General features: G+C 50.2%; 22 protein-coding genes. 12 read left to right on the forward strand and 10 right to left on the reverse strand.

Annotated features, from left to right (window positions below; translation table 11 throughout):
- Window positions 1-84 precede the first annotated feature (84 nt).
- A complete protein-coding gene (locus JRC49_01425) occupies window positions 85-801 on the forward strand; it encodes an NAD-dependent protein deacylase (GenBank protein QTE71515.1) in 717 nt (238 codons plus the stop codon).
- Window positions 802-858: 57 nt separating this feature from the next.
- Here the strand turns inward: JRC49_01425 and JRC49_01430 are convergent, their stop codons facing one another.
- Window positions 859-2,121 (reverse strand): hypothetical protein, encoded by a 1,263-nt coding sequence (locus JRC49_01430; GenBank protein QTE71516.1) that lies wholly within the window; start codon window positions 2,119-2,121, stop codon window positions 859-861.
- Window positions 2,122-2,386: 265 nt separating this feature from the next.
- Between JRC49_01430 and JRC49_01435 the strand changes: the two genes are divergently transcribed.
- From JRC49_01435 to JRC49_01450, 4 genes are all read left to right on the forward strand, one after another.
- Window positions 2,387-3,682, forward strand: a complete 1,296-nt coding sequence (locus JRC49_01435; GenBank protein QTE71517.1) for a hypothetical protein — start codon at window positions 2,387-2,389, stop codon at window positions 3,680-3,682.
- Between the two features lie 2 nt (window positions 3,683-3,684).
- A complete protein-coding gene (locus JRC49_01440; protein QTE71518.1) occupies window positions 3,685-4,638 on the forward strand; it encodes an OmpA family protein in 954 nt (317 codons plus the stop codon).
- Window positions 4,639-4,744: 106 nt separating this feature from the next.
- Window positions 4,745-5,206 carry a hypothetical protein gene (locus JRC49_01445; GenBank protein QTE71519.1) on the forward strand — a complete coding sequence of 154 codons (462 nt, stop codon included), beginning with the start codon at window positions 4,745-4,747 and terminating at the stop codon, window positions 5,204-5,206.
- Between the two features lie 21 nt (window positions 5,207-5,227).
- Window positions 5,228-5,629: a hypothetical protein gene (locus JRC49_01450; GenBank protein QTE72764.1), complete on the forward strand. Its 402-nt coding sequence runs from the start codon at window positions 5,228-5,230 to the stop codon at window positions 5,627-5,629.
- A 419-nt stretch (window positions 5,630-6,048) separates the two neighbouring features.
- Here the strand turns inward: JRC49_01450 and JRC49_01455 are convergent, their stop codons facing one another.
- Both JRC49_01455 and JRC49_01460 read right to left on the reverse strand, forming a co-directional pair.
- Complete coding sequence (locus JRC49_01455) at window positions 6,049-6,939, reverse strand: helix-turn-helix transcriptional regulator (GenBank protein ID QTE71520.1); 891 nt, start codon at window positions 6,937-6,939, stop codon at window positions 6,049-6,051.
- A gap of 215 nt (window positions 6,940-7,154) precedes the next feature.
- Window positions 7,155-7,694 carry a TetR/AcrR family transcriptional regulator gene (locus JRC49_01460; protein QTE71521.1) on the reverse strand — a complete coding sequence of 180 codons (540 nt, stop codon included), beginning with the start codon at window positions 7,692-7,694 and terminating at the stop codon, window positions 7,155-7,157.
- A gap of 197 nt (window positions 7,695-7,891) precedes the next feature.
- Here JRC49_01460 and JRC49_01465 point away from each other — a divergent pair, with 197 nt between their 5' ends.
- Window positions 7,892-10,105: an MMPL family transporter gene (locus JRC49_01465; GenBank protein QTE71522.1), complete on the forward strand. Its 2,214-nt coding sequence runs from the start codon at window positions 7,892-7,894 to the stop codon at window positions 10,103-10,105.
- Window positions 10,106-10,566: 461 nt separating this feature from the next.
- On the opposite strand, the gene JRC49_01470 is transcribed toward JRC49_01465, so the two are convergent.
- From JRC49_01470 to JRC49_01480, 3 genes are all read right to left on the reverse strand, one after another.
- Window positions 10,567-11,766 carry an NADP-dependent isocitrate dehydrogenase gene (locus JRC49_01470; GenBank protein ID QTE71523.1) on the reverse strand — a complete coding sequence of 400 codons (1,200 nt, stop codon included), beginning with the start codon at window positions 11,764-11,766 and terminating at the stop codon, window positions 10,567-10,569.
- Window positions 11,767-11,988: 222 nt separating this feature from the next.
- Window positions 11,989-12,789, reverse strand: coding sequence for a hypothetical protein (locus JRC49_01475; protein QTE71524.1), 801 nt, complete (start codon window positions 12,787-12,789; stop codon window positions 11,989-11,991).
- Window positions 12,783-13,433: a cytidylate kinase-like family protein gene (locus tag JRC49_01480; GenBank protein ID QTE71525.1), complete on the reverse strand. Its 651-nt coding sequence runs from the start codon at window positions 13,431-13,433 to the stop codon at window positions 12,783-12,785. Before JRC49_01480 ends, JRC49_01475 begins: the two co-directional genes overlap by 7 nt.
- A 221-nt stretch (window positions 13,434-13,654) precedes the next feature.
- Here JRC49_01480 and JRC49_01485 point away from each other — a divergent pair, with 221 nt between their 5' ends.
- Complete coding sequence (locus tag JRC49_01485; protein QTE71526.1) at window positions 13,655-14,302, forward strand: hypothetical protein; 648 nt, start codon at window positions 13,655-13,657, stop codon at window positions 14,300-14,302.
- Between the two features lie 111 nt (window positions 14,303-14,413).
- On the opposite strand, the gene JRC49_01490 is transcribed toward JRC49_01485, so the two are convergent.
- The 3 genes from JRC49_01490 to JRC49_01500 form a co-directional block, all read right to left on the reverse strand.
- Window positions 14,414-15,019: a hypothetical protein gene (locus JRC49_01490; GenBank protein ID QTE71527.1), complete on the reverse strand. Its 606-nt coding sequence runs from the start codon at window positions 15,017-15,019 to the stop codon at window positions 14,414-14,416.
- 284 nt (window positions 15,020-15,303) lie between these two features.
- The gene (gene guaB, locus JRC49_01495; protein ID QTE71528.1) at window positions 15,304-16,761 is read right to left on the reverse strand and encodes an IMP dehydrogenase; all 1,458 of its coding nucleotides are present in this window, start codon (window positions 16,759-16,761) and stop codon (window positions 15,304-15,306) included.
- A gap of 183 nt (window positions 16,762-16,944) precedes the next feature.
- Entirely contained in the window at window positions 16,945-18,288 is a 1,344-nt protein-coding gene (locus JRC49_01500) for a leucine-rich repeat domain-containing protein (GenBank protein QTE71529.1), read from the reverse strand.
- A 208-nt stretch (window positions 18,289-18,496) separates the two neighbouring features.
- Here JRC49_01500 and JRC49_01505 point away from each other — a divergent pair, with 208 nt between their 5' ends.
- The 5 genes from JRC49_01505 (at window position 18,497) to JRC49_01525 (ending at window position 22,536) form a co-directional block, all read left to right on the forward strand.
- Window positions 18,497-19,147 carry a hemolysin III family protein gene (locus JRC49_01505; GenBank protein ID QTE71530.1) on the forward strand — a complete coding sequence of 217 codons (651 nt, stop codon included), beginning with the start codon at window positions 18,497-18,499 and terminating at the stop codon, window positions 19,145-19,147.
- A 131-nt stretch (window positions 19,148-19,278) separates the two neighbouring features.
- Window positions 19,279-19,560, forward strand: coding sequence for a hypothetical protein (locus JRC49_01510; protein QTE71531.1), 282 nt, complete (start codon window positions 19,279-19,281; stop codon window positions 19,558-19,560).
- A gap of 122 nt (window positions 19,561-19,682) precedes the next feature.
- Entirely contained in the window at window positions 19,683-21,248 is a 1,566-nt protein-coding gene (locus JRC49_01515) for a DNA methylase (GenBank protein ID QTE71532.1), read from the forward strand.
- 75 nt (window positions 21,249-21,323) lie between these two features.
- Complete coding sequence (locus JRC49_01520) at window positions 21,324-21,770, forward strand: hypothetical protein (protein QTE71533.1); 447 nt, start codon at window positions 21,324-21,326, stop codon at window positions 21,768-21,770.
- Window positions 21,771-22,014: 244 nt separating this feature from the next.
- On the forward strand, window positions 22,015-22,536 hold the full coding sequence (locus JRC49_01525) for a cysteine hydrolase (protein ID QTE71534.1): 522 nt from the start codon (window positions 22,015-22,017) through the stop codon (window positions 22,534-22,536).
- 33 nt (window positions 22,537-22,569) lie between these two features.
- Here JRC49_01525 and JRC49_01530 read toward each other — a convergent pair whose 3' ends face one another.
- Window positions 22,570-23,619 (reverse strand): GNAT family N-acetyltransferase, encoded by a 1,050-nt coding sequence (locus tag JRC49_01530; GenBank protein ID QTE71535.1) that lies wholly within the window; start codon window positions 23,617-23,619, stop codon window positions 22,570-22,572.
- Between the last annotated feature and the right edge of the window lie 7 nt (window positions 23,620-23,626).

Raw genomic sequence — 23,626 nt, forward strand, 5'->3', positions numbered from 1 at the left:
TCTTCACTCTTCACTAATTATCATTTATAAGTTTTAAGTTTTCAGTTTTCAGTATTCATTAATCATAAGGAAGGAGGCTGCCTTATGCCATATGACGCCCTTCAACAGATGGTCTCCGATGCCCATGCTATCGTCTTCTTCGGTGGTGCCGGCGTTTCCACGGAAAGCGGCATCCCGGATTTCCGCAGCGTGGACGGACTCTATAATCAGAAGTATGATTACCCGCCGGAAACCATTCTTTCTCACACCTTCTTTATGAAGAAGCCGGAAGCTTTCTTCCGTTTCTACCGGGATAAGATGCTGCCACTTGACGCCAAGCCCAACAAGGCGCACCTGAAGCTCGCCGAGTGGGAAAAGGAAGGCAAGCTCCTGGCTGTCGTCACCCAGAACATTGACGGCCTGCATCAGGCAGCCGGCAGCAAAAAAGTCTATGAACTCCATGGCAGCGTCCACCGGAACTACTGCATGAAGTGCGGCAAGTTCTTCCCGCCGGAATATATCCGGGATAGCAAGGATGAGATTCCCGTCTGCCCCTGCGGCGGCCGGATCAAACCGGATGTGGTTCTCTATGAGGAAGGTCTGGATAACGACGTGGTCTCCGGTGCGGTTCACGCCATTTCCAAGGCAGATCTCCTCATCGTTGCCGGTACCAGCCTGACCGTCTATCCCGCCGCCGGACTGATCCGCTATTTCCGCGGCAAGCATATGGTACTCATCAACCGGGATGCCACCCCCATGGACTACGAATGTGACCTTGTGATCCATGATAAAGTCGGTGAGGTTCTTTCTTCCCTCACCTGATCAATCCCATCCAATACGAACAACAGCCGCTTCCAACCGGAAGCGGCTGCTTTTTTATTATCCATTTCCTTCAGCAAAGTACTTTTTCTCGACAAATCCTGTTCCCAGTGTAGTCAGAACCGCAAACCAGTCCTTTGATTCTCCGATGACCTGTATATTCAGGTTTGTACATGTGCCCTCGGAACCTGACCAGATTGCAGATGAAGACACGGATGGTTCTGAATAAACTTTCATTTGTTTAAGCAAAGATGCATCACTTGTTATGCTCCGCTCTCTGGTTGGATTCATATCCACCTCAAACAGTATGCCGGATGAAGATGGATATACATCTTCACTCCATACATATCCGGTCAGGCCATTCACAGCTATCTGAGTGATATATCCGCTTTCATCTTCTCCCAATACCTTCACCGGTGTTCCCTGATAAAGGGTAAAAGAATAATGATCATACATCCGATCTCCGCACTCAGAGTACATATCTATATATTCATTGAATTCAGAAGCAACAATCGCATCATATTCTCCTGTTTGCGGAGATAAATCCACATTTTTCAGGCTCTGAGGCATCATCTTTGTTGTTATGTTTTCGATCTTCTGTGCTTCCGCATACGCTCCGCATATTCTGATGTTTCTTTCCTCGGTCCTGCCATAAACGATTTGTTCATATGCAATAGACATGACATCAGGATAATAAGAAATGATAGTTTCATGCCGTGTATACCATTGTGAGAGTGTCCATTGTCCAGACGACAATTGAATGAAACATGCGGTTGCTTCATCACTGAAGTCGATCACAAGTTCTTTCTCGGACAAGCCCTGGGAATAGAAATCCGGGAATACACCAAACATTTTTTCGAGCCAGCTGCTCTTTGTTTCAAGCTGCCATTTTTCATCATTATAGCTGTATATCCTGATCTGCCATCTGTCGTTCATATCGCCGGTAAGCACATAAAAGCGGTTATCGGCTCTTTCCGCGTCAAGGATATATATCCCCGTTTCCAGATCGTTAAATATACCCTGAGCAGGTTCATCAGTCCCATTGGAACTCATCAGTTCCCATTTATTATCAACAGAATCAAATAGTCTGACTATCCTCCCTCCTTCCGGATCAATAGTCATCACATACAGCCATCCGTCACCTGTCAGGATATCAGCGACATTCTCTCCCGGCTGAAGATACTCCCGCACTTCCGGAGCCAATTCCTCCATTCTGTTTTTACTGTTTTCTTCTTCCGCATAACCGGTGATCGGAAAAGCAGATAGCGCGAACAGAAAAGCCATCAGCATTGTGAACATTTTCGTAACTACAGTCGTCTTCATAAAACTTCCCCCTGTTTGAAACATCGAACAAAACAGCAGATACAAGATTCTGTCTTTGTTTCAGGAATAGTTGTACGGTTTCATGCGTTATAATTCTGGAGCATAGAGATGCTCATCATAGTTGACGTATCAGGATCCGGGTTTATTTCCTTTTTGACGCAGCAGGATAACAGATTAACAGGAATTCCATATGTTAATTAATCGTTTCATTTATGTGTCATTTATGATATAATCAACTGATGTTGTTTCAAAGGAGGCGAACGTTTTGCCTGATTTGTCCAAAGTCACGGCGATTCTTCCGAATCTTGCTGATTATGTAGTCTACGGGGCCATTGCGGTTGTTACGCTGATTGGTCTGTTTAAGTGTCTGATTCCTCTGTGGCGCACCACCGCTTCCCTGCGCCTGGCCATTTCCCGCCTGCAGCAGAATGCCGGCAAACAGCTGGACAAGCCCGTCTGGCAGGAAGCCCGGTTCGTCGGCCGGCGTCTGAAAGGCAGCTGGCTTCGTTTCCTGCAGAATGCGGAACAGTTGGACCGCCGCGGTCTTCCCACCAATGTGGAAGACTATATCAATGATGATACCGTCACCCATGGTCCCGGTAATGCCGGTCTGGCGGAGCTGATTCCGAATCTGCTCACCTCCCTCGGTATTCTCGGTACCTTCATGGGTCTTTCACGTGGTCTGTCTTCCCTGAACTTTGCGGATTCCGCCCAGCTCATCCAGGGCATTCCGGACTTGCTGAGCGGCATGCGTTTTGCCTTTGGTACCTCTGTTGCCGGTATCAGCTGCAGCCTGGTCTTCAACATGCTCAACCGTATTTCCCAGGGTTCCAGCTACCGCGCTATTGACGATTTTGTTACGTCCTTTACGCAGCTGGCCATGTCTCGTCCTCTGGATAATGACGTACAGCTCATCTGCCAGAATCAGGACCGTAATTTCATGCTTCAGGGCATCAACGATACGCTGGTGGATCGTCTGGCAGAAAACGTCAGCCGCTCCATTTCCCGTGTGATGACTCCTGTTTCCGAGTCCATGGATCGCTTCATTGTCGGCGCCACCCGGAACCAGATCGACGGCGTCAACCAGATTGTCAGCCGTTTCCTCACAGAAATGGATCGCAGTATGGGCGGCCAGTTTACTTCCCTCGCCCAGTCCATGAACACGCTGGAACAGAATCAGCGCCGTGCCGCCCAGGCCACCGGCGAGAACCTCTCTGCCGCGGAAGGCATCATCCGGAACGCGAAATCCCTGCAGGAGATTACCTCCCGTGCGCTGGATAAGTTTGATACCTATATGAGCCAGCTCAATACCGTCCGTGAACGGGACGAAAACTTTGAGCGCCGTACTGCCGACCTGCTCAATGACATGCGGAAGGAAAGCAAGGATATGGCTTCCCTGATTTCCGGTCTTACAAGCAAGGTCAAAACCCTTCCTGAAATGGAAAGCAGCGGCGACACTCCGGAAAAGACCCTCGGAGAAATCCAGACTATTCTTTCTTCCCTCAATGACAATGTGAAAACTGTCTCCGAGACCTTGAACAAGCTGTCCAAGGAGGCCTGACCATGGCACGTCAACGCATCCATAACCGGCGGGCCGGCCGGGGTTCCTCCGGGACCGGTGCCAGCTGGATCAGCTATTCCGATATGATGGCGGCCCTGCTGCTTATCTTCGTGCTGGTCCTGACCTACAGTCTCTATCAGTATTTCACCATGCTGGAGACCAAGACAAAGGAACTGAATGACCAGCAGATTGTGCTGGACCAGCAGGCCATTGACCTGCAGCTGGCCCGGGATGAGCTGGATTCCAAGGAGGCCCGCTTGGTCATTATCCAGGGCGATCTGGACGCCCTGAAAGTAAAGCTGGATGATCAGGAGAAAACCCTGTCCGACCTGCAGATCGTACTTTCCTCCAAGGAAGCGGATCTGGAAGCAGCTACCATAAAGCTGCAGGAGCAGAAAGACCTCCTGAATGCCCAGGCCCTCCGTATTGATAACCTCATTGGTATCCGTACCACCATGATTCAGGATCTGTCCAGTTCCCTGGCTGCGGCCAACCTGAAGGCCGCCGTGGATCCGAACAGCGGTGATATCATGCTGGACAGTGCAGTCTTCTTTGAAACCGGCAGCGCGGAAATCCGTCAGGAAGGTAAAGATCTGCTGGATCGCTTCATTCCTGTTTATCTGGACGTCCTGCTGCGGGATACCTACTCTGATTATCTCGGTGAAATCATCATCGAAGGCCATACAGACTCCAAGGGCTCCTACGAATCCAACCTGAAACTGAGCCAGAACCGTGCCCTGCAGGTGGCCCTGTACTGCCTGAAGATGCCGTCCCTGACGGCTGAGCAGAAACAGCAGCTGCAGAAAATCCTGACAGCAAAGGGCCGCAGCTATGCTGACCTGATTTATGTCAACGGTGTCGAGGACGCGGAAGCCTCCCGTCGTGTTGAATTCAAATTCAGCCTGAAGGATTCCGAAATGATTGATGAAATGAACCGCATCCTCTCCGGTAATTAATGCTTGCATTAATTGAGTTATAATTCTGAATTCTTAATTCTGAATTCTGAATTCACCATCCTTATTTCTAAACAGGAGGATTCAAGTGAAAGCCTTCGCTATCTTCTTGATTGTCTTGGTTCTCGCCGCTGTCATCGGCGTGGGCTGGCTGTATCTGAATGCCCGGATGGACATCCGCTTTGATTCCTGTGTTGCCAATGACGGCATTACCCAGTCGGAAGTCTTCTATAACGTTAAAAGCAAACTGAAGAATGATACCTTCATTGGTACACGCTTCACAAACGAAGAACCCGGCGAAGCGGATCAGTATCAGTTTCTGACCTACACGATTCATGTGAACAACCACTCTTTCCTGAAGGCTGAAGTGATTGAAATCCGTATCACACCCATGCAGGGTGACGTGCTCCAGATCGGAGAAGAGACCCCTCACGATCTCCCCTCCGGCCGCCAGACAGATTTGTCTGCCACCATTCTCACCGACCGGAATATGCATTCTGTCCGTGAGGCCACCGTCACCTGGTATTTCTGGGAGCTGCCTTTTACCGAAAAGCTGACCCTGGGAAGATAAAAAACGAAAGGACCCATTATGCTGAAAGAACTGCTGTATCAGGCTGTCAACTGGATTGCAACGGTTCATGACAAAATAAGTCAACTGAACAATCAGTTTGAAGGAACGCTTTCAGACAAACAAATGCATTTCCTGGTGATTGGCATCCTGGGCATACTATTGATATTTATCATTCATCCCCTATTCCGGCATCTGTCAAAAACAAACCACGTTATGGTCATCTCCTGGATTTATGTATTCACGCTGATCCTTGTCATAACATTCTCTATCGAGATTGGCCAGCGGCTGACCGGTACCGGAGATATGGAATTTGCGGACATTGTATCTGGAATAGGCGGCTTCATTGTCATGTTTGCTGTTTTCGCACTGATCCGTGCCGCAGTCATAGGAATCATCCGTCTGATCCGCCGAAATCAAACTTAAAAACAGACAGCACATAGAAATCAAAGAAGACCTCTTCCGCACGGAAGAGGTCTTTTCCATCATTGTTGAGCAGTTGTCCAAATCTACGATTTGGGCGAAGAGCCGATGACCGCCAGTGGCGGAAATCTCATCGGGCTGGGGTTCGTAGTGCCCGGAAATCGAGCCAGGTGCCTCTCGTGCGTGGTGCGTGAGAACCGTGACTACGGTTCCGCGGTGCGCGCGCGATTCCAATCGATTTCAGCGAAGAACAGGCGGCAGCCTCGGGCAACCAATCGAAAGGGAGCAAGCTCCACTGCGTGGAGTTGCGACCATTGAGATTGCGGTATACAACTGCCATGCTACAGCCGTCAAAGTGTCGTAGGCACTTTGGTAACGGCGATCGCACTCATTCTTCATTGCCGGTGACTAAGCAGTCATTATCATGACTGCTTGGTTACCGGCCTTAACACCTGATATCCCAATCCTTCCGGATAATGCCGCTGGTAATCCGGACATTCTCCTTCATTCCATACATAGCCCTTTGTGGTGGGATCAAAGTTCCAGGCCAGTTTTTCCACCGCACCCATTACTTCTACGTTTTCCGTCATATAATCAAACACAGGATAGGAAAACACCAGATAGTCGCTTGCGGGAATTTCCCGGAGCTCAAATCCTTCCGGAATCGGTCCGTCATAGTCTTCCGGCACACCGGTACCATAGAAATAGATGCGTTTTCCGTCAATCCATTTCCATCCGGCCGTATGTGCGGTAACGATGGGATGGGCCATCTTGTCCATGCTGGTCACAAACCCGGTTACCGTATCACAGTCATGGTATTTCCAGAAGTCGCAGTAGTTATCTGTCTTTTCCTCCCATATTCCCAGGTATTTATGTGCGGGAATGTGCTCCACCCGGACAGCAAGCCTCGATTCTTCCATAGTCCTTATCCTCTTTTCATCATAGTCAGGAAACAGTACATGTTTATGGGTCTGAAGCGGAATCGGAACCGGTTTCCGGCGGTACGCAGCCGGTGTACATCCGAACTGCTCCCGGAACTGCCTGGACAATACTTCCTGTGAGGAATATCCGTATTTCACGGCAATGTCCAGGATCCTGTCCCCTGTATCCCTGATCTCTTCCGCAGCCCGGGCCAGGCGCCTGCCGGACACGTATGATTTCAGGGTCATCCCTGTCGCGTCATGGAACAAAACGGAACAGTACCAGGGAGAATAGCCAATCTCGTCAGACAGGTTCTCCAGTACCTTGTTCTGATCCGGATGCGCCTCGATCCAGTCGATCATCCGCTGAACCGATTCAGTCCATTCTTTCATGCCTTCGCCTCCTGCATGAAAAGAATATCATTTCCATTCACTCCTGTTTTGACCTTTCTTGTGGACTTATTCAGGTCCTCATCACATCCGGCTTTAGCCGGATATTTCACATGTGCCGCAGGCACATATTTCACATTGCGGCTTCAGCCGCAATATTTCACAAATCAGCGAAGCTGATTTATTTCATTGATAAAACTTACGAATAAACGTAAGTTTTATTCCAGCTGTATCAATCTCATCAGCAAATGTGCAATCTCCGCCGGAGGCTCCCGTTGTTCTTTGTTAACCCACATGGAGATGATTCGGTATGCACCGTAGGTGATAAAGTGAAACAGGTATTCCTGCATCGGTCCGTCTTCCTGTCCGCTGCACCGTGTCAGTACGGTTTCCCTCAGTTCCGGGAGGGAAAAAAGTTTCTGGGGAAACAGCGGGTCCACATTGTTATTGATAATCAGCCGTCCGAATTCCAGGTGGTTTTCCATATACTCGCAGGCCGTTTCAATGATCTTTACCGGATCATCCGCATATTCCCGGATAGTATTGGAAAGGAATACCAGCAGGTCATTCTCCATGTCGGTCAGGAGATCAAACTGGCTTCCATAGTATTTATAGAAGGTAGTGCGGTTAATATCTGCCCGCTGGCAAAGCTCCCGGATGGAAACATGATAGATATCTGTCTCGCGCAGCAACTCCGTCAGCGCCTCTTTCAGCATCCGCCTGGTCATTGTCACCCGGCGGTCTTCTTTCTTCTCCATCGGTTCTGCTCCTTTTTTCAGGAAATAAGTCAACACTTTTCTTCCATATGTTGACAATTGGTCCAAGCGAACATGAACTGTCGGTTGTTTTGTCAACACCTGTTGTTTATAATTTTATTAGGAGTAATAAGCTCTGTCAAGCGGGTTAAGATGAAGAACTCCCGCAGTCATGGATAGAAACGGGAGGCTATGTTGATATGAAAAAAGTGGCGTCTTTTCTGGTGGAGAAGCGAAAGATCCTTCTTTGCCTCTTTCTGGTGCTGGCGGCAGTGTCCCTTCCGCTCATGGGACAGGTCCGGATCAATTATGATCTGACAAAATACCTTTCAGCGGAATCCCGGATGAAACAGGGTATGCAGCTGATGGAGCATGAATTCGGCCCCTCAGATTCGTCACAGCTTCGGGTAATGATTCCGGATCTTTCAGATTCGGAAAAAGAAGAGACCCTGCATGATCTTTCTGCCCTGGATGCTGATGCCCAGGTAACCTGGGAGCCCGGGAACAGGTATAACCATAACGGATATACGCTGTATGAAATCACAACGGAATATGACAGTCACTCAAAGGAAGCAGCCGCTCTCTTCAGGGCCGTACATGATCTTTATGACAGCCGTGCTGTCGCCACAGGCGGAACCATTCACGAGGCCAACGTTCCCATGCTGCCGCTGTATGTCATGGTCATTGCGGTCGGCCTGGTGCTTGTGCTTCTGCTGCTGATGTGCAATTCCTGGTTTGAACCGGTCATCTTCATGGTGAACATCGGTATCGCTGTTGCCATCAATCTTGGAACCAATATACTTCTTCCGGGTATTTCCGAGTATACCAACTCCATCGTAGGCATTCTGCAGCTGGTTCTTTCCATGGATTACTCCATCATCCTGCTGAACCGCTATACCCAGGAAAAAGAGAAATGCGCAGATAATCCTTCCGCCATGAAGGCGGCTATTACCGCCGCCTTCCCGGCTGTCGCCGGCAGTTCCCTGACCACCTTCGCCGGTCTGCTCTGCCTGGGCTTCATGAGCTTTAAACTTGGTGCGGATATGGGCTTTGCGCTGGCCAAGAGCGTTATTGTCAGCCTGATCTGTATCTTTACTGTCCTGCCCTCCCTGATTCTTATCAGTGACAAATGGATCGTAAAAACCCGTAAAAAAGCCCTGCATATTCCGTTTGCCGGCTGCTCCCGTTTTGAGTACCGTCGCAGGATTATTCTGCTCCTTGTATTCCTGGTTCTGTTTGCCGGAGCCTTTATCCTGAAAAACAACACTCAAATCCTGTATATGCTGCAAATGAACAACGCAGTGGAAGCAGAGTTTGCCGAACAGCATTCCCTTGTGCTGCTCTATGAATCAAAGGACAAAGACAGGATTACGGAAGTCCTGGCACCCCTGGAGCAGGATGAGCATGTGACGAACGTCACCGCGTACTGCAATACCCTGGGGAAAGCATACCGGGCGGATGAAATCACCGCGCTTTTCAGCGGAGAAAACGCTCCTGATGCTTCCTTGATCAAGCTTGTATATATGGATAAGTTCTCGAATCTTGAGGATAAGTCTGCCATGTCCCTGTTCATGGCTTCCCGGACAGCCTATGACGATTCCTGGACCATGACCCCGGAAGAACTGATCGCCTGGCTGCAGGATCATGTCCTGGATGATTCCCGTTTCGCAGCCATGATCAAAGACGATACCCGCCAAATGATTATGGACGCCGGTGAAACAATCCGTGAAAGCGCGGCAAAGCTGGAAGGTGAACATTATGGCCGCGTCATCCTGACGACGGTCTATCCGGAGGATTCAGACGAGACCCGCGCCTTCCTTGATTCCTTTGCGGAAAGATGTGATAACCTGCTCGAGGGTGAAACCTGGCTGATCGGAACCTCGGTGATGAATCAGGAAATGTCCCGTACCTTTGATGCGGAGATGAACCGTATAACCCTGATTTCCGCCCTGGCGATCTTCATCGTTGTCGCCCTGACCTTCCGTTCCCTGGTTGTTCCCCTGATCCTGGTTCTGACTGTCCAGTGCGGCATCTATCTGACCATGACCTTCATCGGTCTCAGCGGCGGCGCCATGTATTACCTGGCCATTCTCATGGTGCAGTGCATCCTGATGGGCGCCACCGTGGATTATGCCATCCTCTATACTTCCTATTACCGCGAGCAGCGGCTCACGGCGGATCGTCAGTCTTCTATTCTCGGAGCTTATAACGGTTCCCTGCACACGATCCTGACTTCTGCTTCCATCATGATCGTCGCCGCCGGCATCCTGGGATATGTGTTCGCCAATCCTGCCATCGGCGAAATCTGCCTCACTATCTCCCGCGGCGCCATTTCCGCCACCCTGCTGATCCTTTTCGTCCTTCCCGGTGTCCTCGCCGCCCTGGACCGCTTCATCATCTCCAAAAAGCGGTAAACAAACTATCACATCCGGCTTCAGCCGGATATATCATATTCGGCTTTGCCGAATATATCATGTTGTCGTAGACAACATATCATATTTGCGAAGCAAATATATCATTCAAAGGCCGTCCACAAAGTGGATGGCCTTTGACAATACTCGTTGAAAAAAAGCCCTTCCGCATTGGCGGAAGGACTCTTTTTTCAACATTGACCCAGGGAGCCGATGCCCTCGTTTTTTCACCCGCTCTGTAAAGCAGGCTGGTGCCCTGCCGATCGACTCTGTCGTCCCCTGGCGTACAAGACGGGGGCATGACATATCGTTCTTTGGACCCGGGCTCCATTTTGTGAAATGTGGGGAAAACCGAAAGGCTGTCGCGAACCCCAGGATGTCTGTCATTATTATATCCGCACCGGGATTTCCCGTCAAGTCAAACCATTAATTCTGAATTCTTAATCCTGAATTCTGAATTGTCATCATGCTCCCAGTCTTTCCCGGATGGCAGCCAGGAACTCTTTGCTGTTGACCGCCTTTGCTTCTCCTTCATACAGCAGCGCCAGGTCCTTGGTCATAATACCGCTGTTGATGGTATCCAGCGTGGCCTTCTCCAGTTTGTCAGCAAAAGCCTGCAGATCCGGCAGGTTGTCCATCTCGCCGCGCTTGCGCAGTGCTCCGCTCCAGGCAAAAATCGTAGCCACGGGATTGGTGCTGGTTTCCTCTCCCTTCAGGTAGCGGTAATAATGCCGGGTAACAGTACCGTGAGCAGCTTCATACTCAAACTGTCCGTTCGGGCTCACAAGCACAGACGTCATCATGGCCAGGGAACCGAAGGCAGTGGCGATCATATCGCTCATCACGTCGCCGTCGTAGTTCTTGCATGCCCAGATAAATCCGCCCTCAGAGCGGACCACCCGTGCCACGGCGTCATCGATCAGGGTGTAGAAATAGGTAATCCCGGCCTTTTCAAAGGCTTCTTTATACTGGTTCTCATACAGTTCAGCGAAGATATCCTTGAACCGGTGGTCATAGGTCTTGCTGATTGTGTCTTTGGTGGAGAACCACAGATCCTGCTTCACGCTCAGTGCGTACTGGAAGCAGCTGTGAGCAAAGGAGGTAATGGACGCGTCCAGGTTATGCAGTCCCTGCAGCACACCGGGGCCTTTGAATTCAAAGACAGTCTGGCGGATTTCCTTTCCGTCTTCTCCGGTGAATACCAGTTCTGCCTTGCCGGCGCCCGGCACCCGCATTTCCGTATTTTTGTACACGTCGCCGTATGCATGACGGGCAATTGTGATGGGCTTCTTCCAGGTCCGTACCGTGGGATGAACGCCGTTAACCTGGATCGGGGCACGGAACACTGTGCCGTCCAGGATGGCACGGATCGTGCCGTTGGGGCTCTTCCACATTTCCTTCAGGTTATACTCCTCCACCCGCTGGGCGTTGGGAGTAATCGTGGCGCACTTGACTGCAACGCCGTATTTCAGCGTCGCTTTCGCGCTGTCGATCGTAACCTGGTCGTTTGTTTCATCCCTGTGCTTCAGTCCCAGGTCATAATACTCAGTTTTCAGGTCCACAAAGGGCTCCAGCAGCTGTTCCTTTATCCCCGCCCAGAGGATCCGTGTCATTTCGTCCCCGTCCATCTCCACCAGCGGTGTTTTCATCTGTATTTTGCTCATCATTTCGTCTCCTTCTATCAGTATAAATTATTTGTCTGTTTTCTGCTTATCTTAGGATGATTAGGGGAAATATTTTTCAGTTTTAAGTTTTCAGTATTCATTATTCATTTGTTGCCGTTTAGAAAAAACGGCAACAAAAATCTCCCCGAAGGGGATTTTATCCTTTCCTCCGGGGAGAAACAAGCGAAGTTGTAAAAAACAACACAGAAAAGACAGGATTGGTTACTGTCCATACCAGCCGTCTGTTCCGGCTGCAGAGTCCGGTTCAGGTGTCGGCGTGGCGTAAAGCTCTATATGCGCATAGTTGCCGGATTCATCGTCTGCGAAGCTCGAGTCAGGAATAGCCTGTCCGCTCTCGTCCAGGTATTTCCGGGTATCCGTCTCGCCGTTGTCTGTAATAACTCCGTTCTCCGCGTCCCAGAACTGAGTTATGGGGAAAACAATCATAAGCTCCATCCAGGGAACTTTCGGGTCTTCATTATACGGATTCGGATAATAAGCATAGTACGTTTGAGGCCTTTCTCCATTCAGAATGCTGGTTTCCCGGTCCTCATATTTATCGTACTTATAATCTTCAAACTGTAGTTCAGGATTTTGATAAACCTTCTGTACTCGTGCGGTTGCAGTCTTCATGGATTCCGCCTGGCTCATCGTTTTTGGATTCAGTGCCCTGACAAAGGCTCCTGCAATCTGTGGAAAACGTGACAGGTTTTCACCGTTTACCCGGAGGAGCATATACCACAGCTGGTCATAATATAGGTGAACTGTTACTGTTACGCCTTCCGGTACATATGTATCTTCAACAAGTGTAATCCCCATTTCCACAATGGAATTGGCCTGGTCAAAGATTTTGTTAACCGGCATTTCCCCGTTTTCCAGAAGAAAGTTGTTCACATTCTCCATATAGGTTTTCAGCATCTTCTGGGCCGGGGTTGTGTCCCTCAGTTTCAGTTCTGCCAGGCTGCTTCCTGCCGGAATGATCAGCGTCAGTACCAGGAGCAGCAGGACAATCCGTTTTACCATTCTTTTTCTTTTTCCTCGATCATTTGTTTCTTGATTTCCACGCACTTGCAGATCAGGTCAACGCATCCTTCGATACCCAGTGTTCCGGTATCCACACACAGGTCATAGTTGTTCACGTCGCCCCAGGTGCCCGTGGCGTAGTAGTTATAATAGGAGGCGCGCTGCTTGTCCGCCTTGCGCAGGATTTCCTCTGCCTTCACAGGATCCGCGCCGTTATACTTGATCACCCGCTGAATCCGGTCCTCTGTCTTTGCCTTCACAAAGACGTTCAGCACGTTTTCATGATCCCGCAGCACATAGTCCGCGCAGCGTCCAACGATAACGCAGGGGCCTTCATCCGCAAGCCTGCGGATCGTATCAAACTGAGCCAGAAAGATTTTATGATTCAGCGGCATATCCATATACATGGTTCCCGGTTCGCCCCGGGTCTGCGCGCCGCTGATCAGGGAGAAAAGCAGGTTCTTTCCCTGCTTCTCGTCATAGCTTTCCAGCAGTTCCTGACAGATTCCGCTGTCCCGGGATGCTTCCGCCAGAAGCTCCTTGTCATAGAAAGGGATGTCCAGCTTTTCGGCCAGCAGTTTGGCCACATAGCGGCCGCCGGATCCGTACTGTCTCCCTACGGTGATGATCGGCTGATACTTCATACAAGCTCCCTTCCTTTCTTCTGTCTTTGTCATCGTGCCGGAACACATATAGACCTGTCTTCTATTATGTATATTCTCTTCCCATCCCGTCTTTTCCTGCTTTCCCCTGCCTCTTCACTTGTCTTTACCCTCATTCCGTGGTATCCTTCAATATGCTTATCAATCAAGTATTAATTCTGAATTCTTAATCCTGAATTCTGAATTATCAGAACGGAGTTTATATGAAAACACCGATAAATGCCCGTACTCTCCGCCAGCATCTCACCTATAACTGGTGGAAATATCTCCTGATTATCGCGGTTGCTTTCGGTCTGGTGGATCTGCTCTATACCGTAACCGCCTACCGCTCCCCGCGGGACAAAACCGTCGGTTTCTATGTCTACGGATATATGAATGAAACAGACCTGAAGCCGTATCTGGATAATATCCGTGAAACCGAAATGTCCGATATGGAAGAGATCAATGCATATGCGCTGACCATGGATGAAACCTATGGTCCCATGCAGATGGTCACATACATTGCTGCCGGTGAAGGAGACATCTACCTCTTCAGCCGGGATGATTTTCTTAACAACGCCCTGAACGGCTCCCTGCTTCCTCTGGAAAACGACAAGGAACTGATGGCTTTGTTCGACGATGCAGGCATCAATCTGCAGAGCGGATGGCGCAGGGAATCAGAAACCGGGGAAACTCATCTCTACGGTATCCCGCTGGATAAGCTCCCCGGCCTCAGCAAATATGTCTATGCTCAGGATGGATATCTGTCTGTGATTGTTACAAGCGGCAATCAGGAGAATGCCTTCAAACTCCTCCGGATCCTCTGCAGGGACGGCATTTCGCAGTCATCCGCGCTTCAGCGCGGCGAATGACTGCCATGCTGCAAGAGCCCGCGATTGACAAGCAACAGTGTAGTCAGAGCGGTTGCGATGATCGCAATATCAGCAGTATCCACAGAGGACGCTGCTGCACAGCCCTGATCGTCAGCCTCTGATTCCTGCGGTCAGTTTTTCGGCCAGTTCCTTCTCCTGCTCGCTGAAGCGGCGGGACGGGTCGTACCATACAGGAGCGGCCACCTTGAAAATATGGTTCTTATAATCCACGTGGACAGGATACATCTTCAGTGCTCTGCCGCTGGCCTTGTACCACAGCTGTCCCAGACGCAGCCACCCGGTATTGATCCGCCGGTGGCTGTTTTTTCCGGGTCCTGGAATTTCCGGGAACAGCAACAGGTAGTGATCCTTCTGCAGCACGCGCACGCTCTGGCGCAGGGTCAGCATGATCCGCTGATCACGGTATACCGGAATATGCGGAATACTGCGGAGCATTGGCGGCATCAGTGCTGAAGCAATATATGGTACAGTCACATTCAGTACCGGCGCAAAGAAGCTGTCCGGCTTCCACCAGTAGTCCTTCCGGACGTAAGCCGGAACTTCCTTGGGATTCAGCATTTCACTGTTGACCCAGGGATGTATTTTATCCCGCAGCGGGAATTTGGCACACATATCCACCGGTCCGCTGGATCCGGCATGATTAACTACAAATACACAGGGGCCATCCTCAAAGGGCTCTTCCCATTCAGTTTTCATTTTGTGACTGAAGAGTCTGACTGTGGCTCCCGCCAGTTTATAAAACCGCTTGCCCATTCTTTCTCCTCCATTTGCTATTATGTCATCCTAAGCGAAGCTGAGGATGACATAACAGGAATGTTTATAACTTATTATGCGAAACGACAGGCTTCTTATAAACAATTCGGTATCAACTGCGCAGATACCTTTAATTCAGCGCTAAATATTCAGCAATCTTCACATCTGCCGCAGGCAGATATTTCACAAATCAGCGCAGCTGATTTATTTCATTTCCTGTTCAAATGTTAATTTGAACGGGAATAGTTGGGTGCTTCCTTCGTGATGGAGATATCATGCGGGTGGCTCTCGGCCAGGCCGGCGCCGGTGATCTTGATGAACTGGCTGTTCTTCCGCAGGTCATCAATGGTCTTGGCTCCGCAGTATCCCATACCGGCGCGCAGGCCGCCAACCATCTGGAAGATGGTATCTGCCAGTGTTCCCTTGTAAGGTACGCGTCCTTCGACGCCTTCGGGAACCAGCTTCTTCTGGCCTTCCTGGAAATAACGGTCCTTGGAGCCGACAGACATAGCTGCCAGGCTGCCCATGCCGCGATAAACTTTGAAGGAACGGCCCTGATAGATTTCCATAGCTCCGGGGCTCTCCTCGGTACCGGCCAGCAGGCTGCCCAGCATGACGCAGCTTCCGCCCGCCGCCAGGGCCTTGGCGATATCGCCGGAGTATTTGATGCCGCCGTCTGCGATTACGCGTACGCCGTATTTGTCTGCTTCCTCAGCACAGTCGGAAATGGCTGTGATCTGCGGTACGCCGATACCGGCAACCACGCGGGTGGTACAGATGGAACCGGGACCGATACCAACCTTCACGCAGTCCACGCCGGCGGAGATCAGGTCGTGGGTAGCAGCAGCCGTTGCTACGTTACCGGCAAACAGGGTGATATCCGGATACTTGTTGCGGATCTTTTCCACCTGCTTCAGCACACCCAGGCTGTGGCCGTGGGCAGTATCGATATTGATAACGTCAACCTTGGCAGCCAGCAGGGCATCGATCCGTTCGAACACATCGTTCGTCACGCCCACTGCGGCGCCGCACAGCAGCCGGCCGTTCTCGTCCTTGGCGCTGTTGGGATATTTGCTTGTCTTCTCAATGTCCTTGATCGTGATCAGGCCGCGCAGCATGCCGTCCTTGTCCACGATCGGGAGCTTCTCGATCCGGTGGGAGGCCAGGATCTTTTTCGCTTCTTCCAGGGTTGTGCCTTCGGGAGCGGTGATCAGGTTCTCGCTGGTCATCACCTCGCCGATGGGACGGCTGTAATCTGTTTCAAACCGGAGATCCCGGTTCGTCAGGATGCCGACCAGTTTACCCTCGCGGGTAATCGGAACGCCGCTGATCCGGTAACGGCTCATCAGCTCTTCCGCGTCAGAGATCAGGTTCTCGGGACTCAGATAAAAGGGATCTGTGATAACTCCGTGTTCACTGCGTTTGACCTTGTCAACCTGGGCTGCCTGTTCCTCAATCGTCATGTTCTTATGGATGATTCCCAGACCGCCTTCCCGAGCCATCGCAATAGCCATGCGGCTGTCCGTCACGGTATCCATGGCGGCGCTCAGCATCGGAATATTCAGTTTAATGTTCTTCGCCAGCTGGATGGAAAGGTCCACATCCCGGGGCAGCACTTCGCTCTTCGCCGGTACAAGCAGTACGTCGTCAAAAGTCAATCCTTCCCTGATTTTATCCTGCAGCATCCCTAGTATCCTCCCTCCGTATAATTAAAGTGTATTTTATCAAAAATCCAGCTTCCCTGTCAATTATTGTTCTTGTCTTTTTCATCTGTTTTACCATCTTCTTTTATGTACAGAAAACACCCTGCGCAGTTGTTTCCGCGCAGGGTGTAAAAGAAGAGGTTTTCTGTAAAAACACAAACTGTCTTATTCCGCAACAATGTATTTGATATTGTTTTTTTCGCAGTACTCTTTTGCGTAGGAACCTTCCTTAACCGTGCAGGCCAGGTTCTTGCATCCGTCGAATGATGTTGATTCTATGATGTTAACAGTAGACGGAATCTCAATACTGGTCAGGCCTGTACATTCAGCAAAAGCATATCGGCCGATATTTTTGACGCCTTCCGGAAGAACAATCTTTTTCAGGCTTTTGCACCTTTCGAAAGCATAGGATTCGATATCTGTCACAGTGCTGGGGATGTAGACTTCCTTCAGCTTGTCACTGTAACTAAACATATTGGAACCAATTACTTTTAAACCTTCAGGAAGCCGGGCTTTCGTCAGGTTTTTGCAGTCACAGAATGCATATGGGCCGATAGTTGTCACGCTATCCGGAACAATGACTTCCCGCAGGTTTTTGTTTCCGTGGAACGCCATCTGCCCTATTCTTTCAATGCCACCCGGTATTTCATAAGTCCCTTTCGTTGCGCCTGCACAGTAAACCATTTCCCGCGTTTCTTTGACAATCAGTGCTCCGTTTCCGAAAGCATATACCGGATGATCCGGATCGACCTCTATGGTTTCCAGGCTGTGGCACCAGTCAAACGCGCCATCGCTGATCTGCGTCACACTGTTTGGAATCCTGACAGACTTCAATTTTGTGCAGCCGCGGAATGCCTGTACACCGATCTTGGTAACACTGCCGGGGATATAGACGTAGGTCAGGTTTGAGCAATCGGCAAACGCACTTGCGTCAATCGTGGTAACGCTGTCCGGGATAATAACCGACTTTACTTTATTCCCTTCAAATGCGCTGCATGCTATTTTTTTCACACCCCAGGGAAGCTCATACTCCTGAGCCTTTGTTTCCGCAACGCGAATCACCGTCATATCACTCTTCCTGATTAGTGCGCTGTTGCTGAAAGCAAATGTCGGATGCTCTTTGGGGAAATGAATCTCCTTGAATCTGTAGCTTCCTGCAAGCAATCCTTCTCCGATAGATTCCACGCTGCCCGGCAGCGTAATGGACGTCAAATTGTAGCAGTAGTTAAAAGCGTCTTTTCCGATGGAGGTTACTCCCTCTGGAATAACAACGGTCTTCAGCTTTTGGCATCCATAGAATGCTCCATTTCCAATCGATGTTACAGTCTTGCCGTCAAGTTCAGAGGGAATAACCTGATCCGTACAGTCCTCCCTGACTTGTGAAATCTCGATGGTTCCATCCTTCTTAAGTATGTATTCGTACCATCCCTGTTCGTTTGCCTGCGAAACAGAAATCATTCCGCTGCATATCAGTACGATTGCCAGGATTAAGGTGAGCAGTTTCTTCATTTTTTCCTTCCCCTTCCATGACCGGATACCTTGTCTTCTCCATTCGGTATCCTTCATCTGGTTTCATTGTATCATGGAAAAACCGTAAACGGTGTAACAATGGTGTAACGTTTTTACACTTTTGCGCACATCATTGACCTCCCGTTTTTGAAAAATATGCTATAATCATCTCCGTTCATTATCCGGTTTATTTACAGGAGATATTATCATGAAAAAAGATTCCCGTAAGCTCAACGAGCCGCCGAAACGGTCTATCCTGGAAGAAGTCGGCAATGCTGTTACTCATGGTGTGGGTGCATTGTGTGCCATTGCCGGTCTGGTGTTGCTGATCCTGAAATCACGTACCTCCACAGGGCTGTTCTGCTCCATCGTCTATGGGTTCTGCCTGGTCATGATGTTCCTGATGAGCTGCCTGTACCATTCCTTCCGCTGGGGTTCCACGGTCAAACGTGTCTGGCGGCGGTTTGATTATATTTCCATCTATCTGCTCATCGGCGGCACCTTCACACCTATGTGGCTGCTTTTCTGGGGCGGTCAGCTGGGGACAATTCTCTGCTGCGTCCAGTGGGCAATAATTATCACCGGCATTGTCTTTGTTGCCGTCTTCGGTCCGGGGCGTCCCAAAGCGCTCCACATCACGCTGTTCATCGTGCTGGGCTGGTGTGGTCTGATTTTCCTGCCCCGTATGCTGCGGGAAAACCTGCCTCTGTTCCTCTTCACGCTCATCGGCGGCGTCATCTACACCGTAGGCATCATTCCCTTTGCAATGAAGAAGAAGGGAGCCCATTTCCTCTGGCACTTCTTCGTCTTCTTCGGCGCGGTAATTCACTGGTTCGGCATCTATTTCTTCCTGTATTGATATATAAGTACAATATTTTTGTGCTTTTCTGTTGATAATTTTATATTATTGTGCTATCATCCAGATGGATCATTCATAACTCATAATTTTGATTTGCAAACCAGCAAACCAATAATTCTGAATTATGAATTATGAATTATGAATTGAAAGGATGGACACCTGTGTCTGATCGTCTGTACGTCAAGGTCACTTCCGATTTTGATTCCACCGGTTATATGCAGCCCCGCGCCATTCTCTGGCCGGACGGGCGTCTTTTCAATATTGATGAAGTCCGCGCCTTCCGTCCTGCCGGTGACAGCCACTTGCTGGACTGCTATACTGTTATCATCCATGGTCAGGAGCGCCGCCTCTTCTTTGAGCATACTTCCGGTCATCTCTCTGGCAGACTGGGCCGCTGGTATGTCGAAGCCTGAATTTATAAATATTCAGTATCCGTTTTTATTCCGTCACCTCCGTTCCTTATTTTTAAGTTTTCAGTTTTAAGTTTTCAGTATTCATTAAATACTTCCTACTTCCTACCTCCTACCTCACGATTATGTTTATTGCCATTGATCTCAAAAGCTTTTATGCTTCCGTGGAATGTGCCGCACGGAATCTGGACGCATTGTCCACAAACCTCGTTGTGGCAGATGCCACCCGCACGGAGAAGACGATCTGCCTGGCCGTCACCCCCAGCCTCAAGGCCTATGGCATTGCCGGCCGTGCACGTCTGTTCGAAGTCGTTCAGCGTGTAAAAGAAATCAACGCTGAGCGTCTTCGCAATGCCATCCGTCTGGGTAAAGCGGTACGCAGTCCGGACGGAAAATACGGTTTTTCCGGCAAGTCCGCTGACGCCCGGGAGCTGGCGGCGGATCCTTCCCTGCAGCTGGACTACATCGTTGCCCCGCCGCGCATGAGGCTCTATGAGCAAGTCAGTACCAAAGTCTTTTCCATCTACATGAAATATATCAGCGATGAAGACATCCACGTTTATTCCGTGGATGAATGCTTCATGGATGTCACCGGTTATCTGAAAACTTATGATATGACAGCTCATGAGCTGGCCATGACCATGATCCGGGATGTGCTTTACAACACCGGCATCACTGCCACGGCCGGCATCGGTACCAACATGTACCTGGCCAAGATCGCCATGGATATCGTAGCCAAGCGGGTTCCGGCAGATCAGGACGGTGTCCGTATCGCGGAGCTGGACGAGATGCGCTACCGGGAACTGCTCTGGTGCCACCAGCCCCTGAGGGATTTCTGGCGCATTGGTTTCGGTCTCGCCCGCCGCCTGGAAAAGCTTGGCTGCTACACCATGGGAGATATCGCCCGCCTGAGCCTGACGCATGAGGATCTGCTTTATAAGGCCTTTGGCATCAATGCTGAGCTGATTATTGATCATGCCTGGGGCTGGGAGCCGACCCGGATTTCGGATATCAAATCCTACCGGCCGGTCTCCAACAGTCTCAGCAGTGGCCAGGTACTGTCTGAAGCCTGCGACGCGAAGAAGGGTCGTCTGCTCGTCCGGGAAATGACGGATCTGCTGACCCTGGATCTGGTGAAAAAGGGCCTGGTCACCCGGAAGATTGAGCTCACCGTCTGCTATGATCAGGCGAGTATTGTCATCGCCCAGCAGGGACGTTCCCTGCCGGAATCGATCTTCCGCATTGCTTCCACCGGTGAAATCTATAACGGTCCCATTTCGGCCGATCCATACGGTCGGATCATCCCGAAGTATGCCCATGGCACCGGCAATCTGGACCGCTGGACAAGCAGCACCCGGCGCATCTCAGACGCGATGATGGAACTGTATGACAGGATTATTCACCCCGATCTGCTGGTCCGCCGGATCTATGTGGTTGCCGTCGGCCTGATCCGGGAGGAAGATATCCCGGAGGAAGGTCCCCTGCAACTGGATCTCTTCACGGATTATGAAGCCCTCACCCGGCAGAAGGAAGAGGAAGCCGCCGCAGACGCAAAGGAAAAACGCCTGCAGGAAGCCGCCCTGGATATCCAGGAACGCTTCGGCAAAAGCGCCATGATCAAGGGCATGAATCTGGAAGAAGGCGCCATGACCATCAAACGCAACGGCCAGGTCGGCGGCCACCGTGCCTAACATGCATTTCCGCCGTAGCGGATCATTTTTAAGTTTTCAGTTTTAGTTTTAAGTATTCATTTTTTAGGAGGGTTTATGTCCGACACTCCCGATCCCCGCGTCGTCTACTCCGACATTATTTCCCTCCCTCACCACCAGTCTGCCACTCGCCCGCACATGAGTCTTCACGACCGTGCAGCCCAGTTTGCCCCCTTTGCGGCGCTCTCCGGCTATGAGGAAATGGTGGATGAGGAGGCCCGGATCACGGACCGGGAAATCGCCCTCGGAGATTCAGAGCAGGATCTGCTGGATGAGCAGTTCCGCCGCCTGTCTGAGATGCTGTCCGCCGGGCAGCGGCCGCAGGTTTCTGTCATGGTTTTCATTCCCGATCAGCATAAAGCAGGCGGCCGTTATGAGACCGTCACCGGCCACGCCCGCAGGATAGAGCCTGTCGAAAAAAGGCTCATCATCCTCAATGATGATTCTCCCGCCAAACAACTCACCATCGACATGACTCGCATTCTTGACCTGCTTATACAATAAGCAGGTCAAAACTCTACACTCTTCACTCATTACTCTTATCTTGCCTTTACACTATCTGTCACATCCGGCCCCTGGCCGGATATTTCACAAATCAGCGCAGCTGGTTTATTTCATGTGCGAAGCACATTTCACATTGCGGCTTATGCAGCAATATTTCATTTAAAAGCGTGCTTTTCCATCTTGCCATTTATTCAGTGTATACTGTACAATACTTCCCAGCACTACATCTCAGGAGGACAAATATATGATTCTGTTAGTAATTGATATGCAAAACGCCCTGATCGACGATGAACTCTATGCCTTTGACACCTTTATGGAGAGAACAACCAAACTGATTGACGCGGCCCGGAAGAACAACGTGGAAGTCGTCTACGTCCAGCATGACGCCGGTGCCGGCAGCGGTTTCTCCGTCGGAGACGAAGCTTTTGAAATTGCTGAAGAAGTCGCTCCCAAAGAGGGTGAAAAAGTCTTCGTCAAAACCATCAACAGCTGTTTCGGGAATAAGGACTTCAAAGCCTATATGGAATCACAGGAAGATAAGCGCCTGATGATCATCGGTCTCCAGACCAATTACTGCATCGACGCCACCGTAAAATCCGCGTTTGAAAGAGGTTTTGAAGTCATCATTCCGGAAGGCACCAATTCCACCTTCGACAATGACTACATGACCGGTGAAACCACCGTCAAGTACTACAACGAGGACGTCTGGGAAGAGATTGTTGAGAGCGTAACGATGGAAGAAGCCATCGAAATGATGGGCAAGTAAGTAAAAGAACGTGTCGCCTAACACGTTCTTTTTTTATTTGATCTCAATCCAGTACCGGCCTACCGGCACGTCATGCCTTGGAGTCTTTACGTAGTTTTCCAGCACGCCTCCGTTAGCGAGTATTGTCCTGACGCTGCCTTCATTCTCATCTCCGGCAGTCAGCAGCACCCGGTTCAGGCCAATGCTTTTGCAGTATGGCAGCACGTCATGCAGCATCTGTGTGGCGTATCCCTTTTTCCTTTCCGACGGACAAACACAATAGCCGATATGTCCGCCCCATGTTTCCTCAGGGCCATCTGGACGATGCTGTACACCGATCATACCGACAATCTTGCTGTCCGCTGTGCGCACATATAGGAACTGGGTATAGTTTTCTTCATGCTCAGCAATATACCGGAACCATTCCTCCGGATCTTTGCTGTACCGTAGTCCCCGTGCTCCATGCAGCCAGTCCAGGCAGTCCGTGAATTCTTCCTTGTAAGCCATGATCTGTTCCGCATATGCTTCATTCGGCTTGACCAAAATGAAAGTTGACAAGGGGACGGTTCTGTTGTCAACTTTTTCATCGATTTCCGCGTAGACGGTCTGATATGCTTTGTCCGGTATGGACTGCTTCGGCGTCCAGAACCCGTACAGTTTCTTCAGTTCTTCAGGTTCTCCGAAAATCTTCCGTGTCTGTTCAAATGCGTAGTTATTGGCATCCATTTCATGAGGCTGTCCCAGGTACAGCTCTGTAAAACGTTCTTCCCCGCCTTCCAGTTCGCAGGCCGTGTAATCACCGTTCACCAGCTTATAGCAGGTTCCATCATATTGAATCATGTACTGAAGGCTGCGCCGGATCAGCTCAGGAAACTGTTCCGGCTCCAGGTACTGTGCCGCGTGCCTCAGCTCATGGAAAAGATAGAACGCTTTTTCATAATCAGGAGCCGCTTCAAGCAGTTTTGCATTGATATAGACAGTTTTTGTTCCATCATCATATGTACCGTTCGCGGTCTCATACCCTTCCGGCATATCAAAGCACAGGCTCAGTTCCAGCCCGGTCTCATTGCAGTATGAATCAAAATACTTTTTATAATCAAACATATCCCTG

The organism is Clostridiales bacterium FE2011 (genome assembly GCA_017569305.1).
In the GTDB taxonomy this organism is placed as follows: Bacteria; Bacillota; Clostridia; order Christensenellales; family Aristaeellaceae; genus Aristaeella.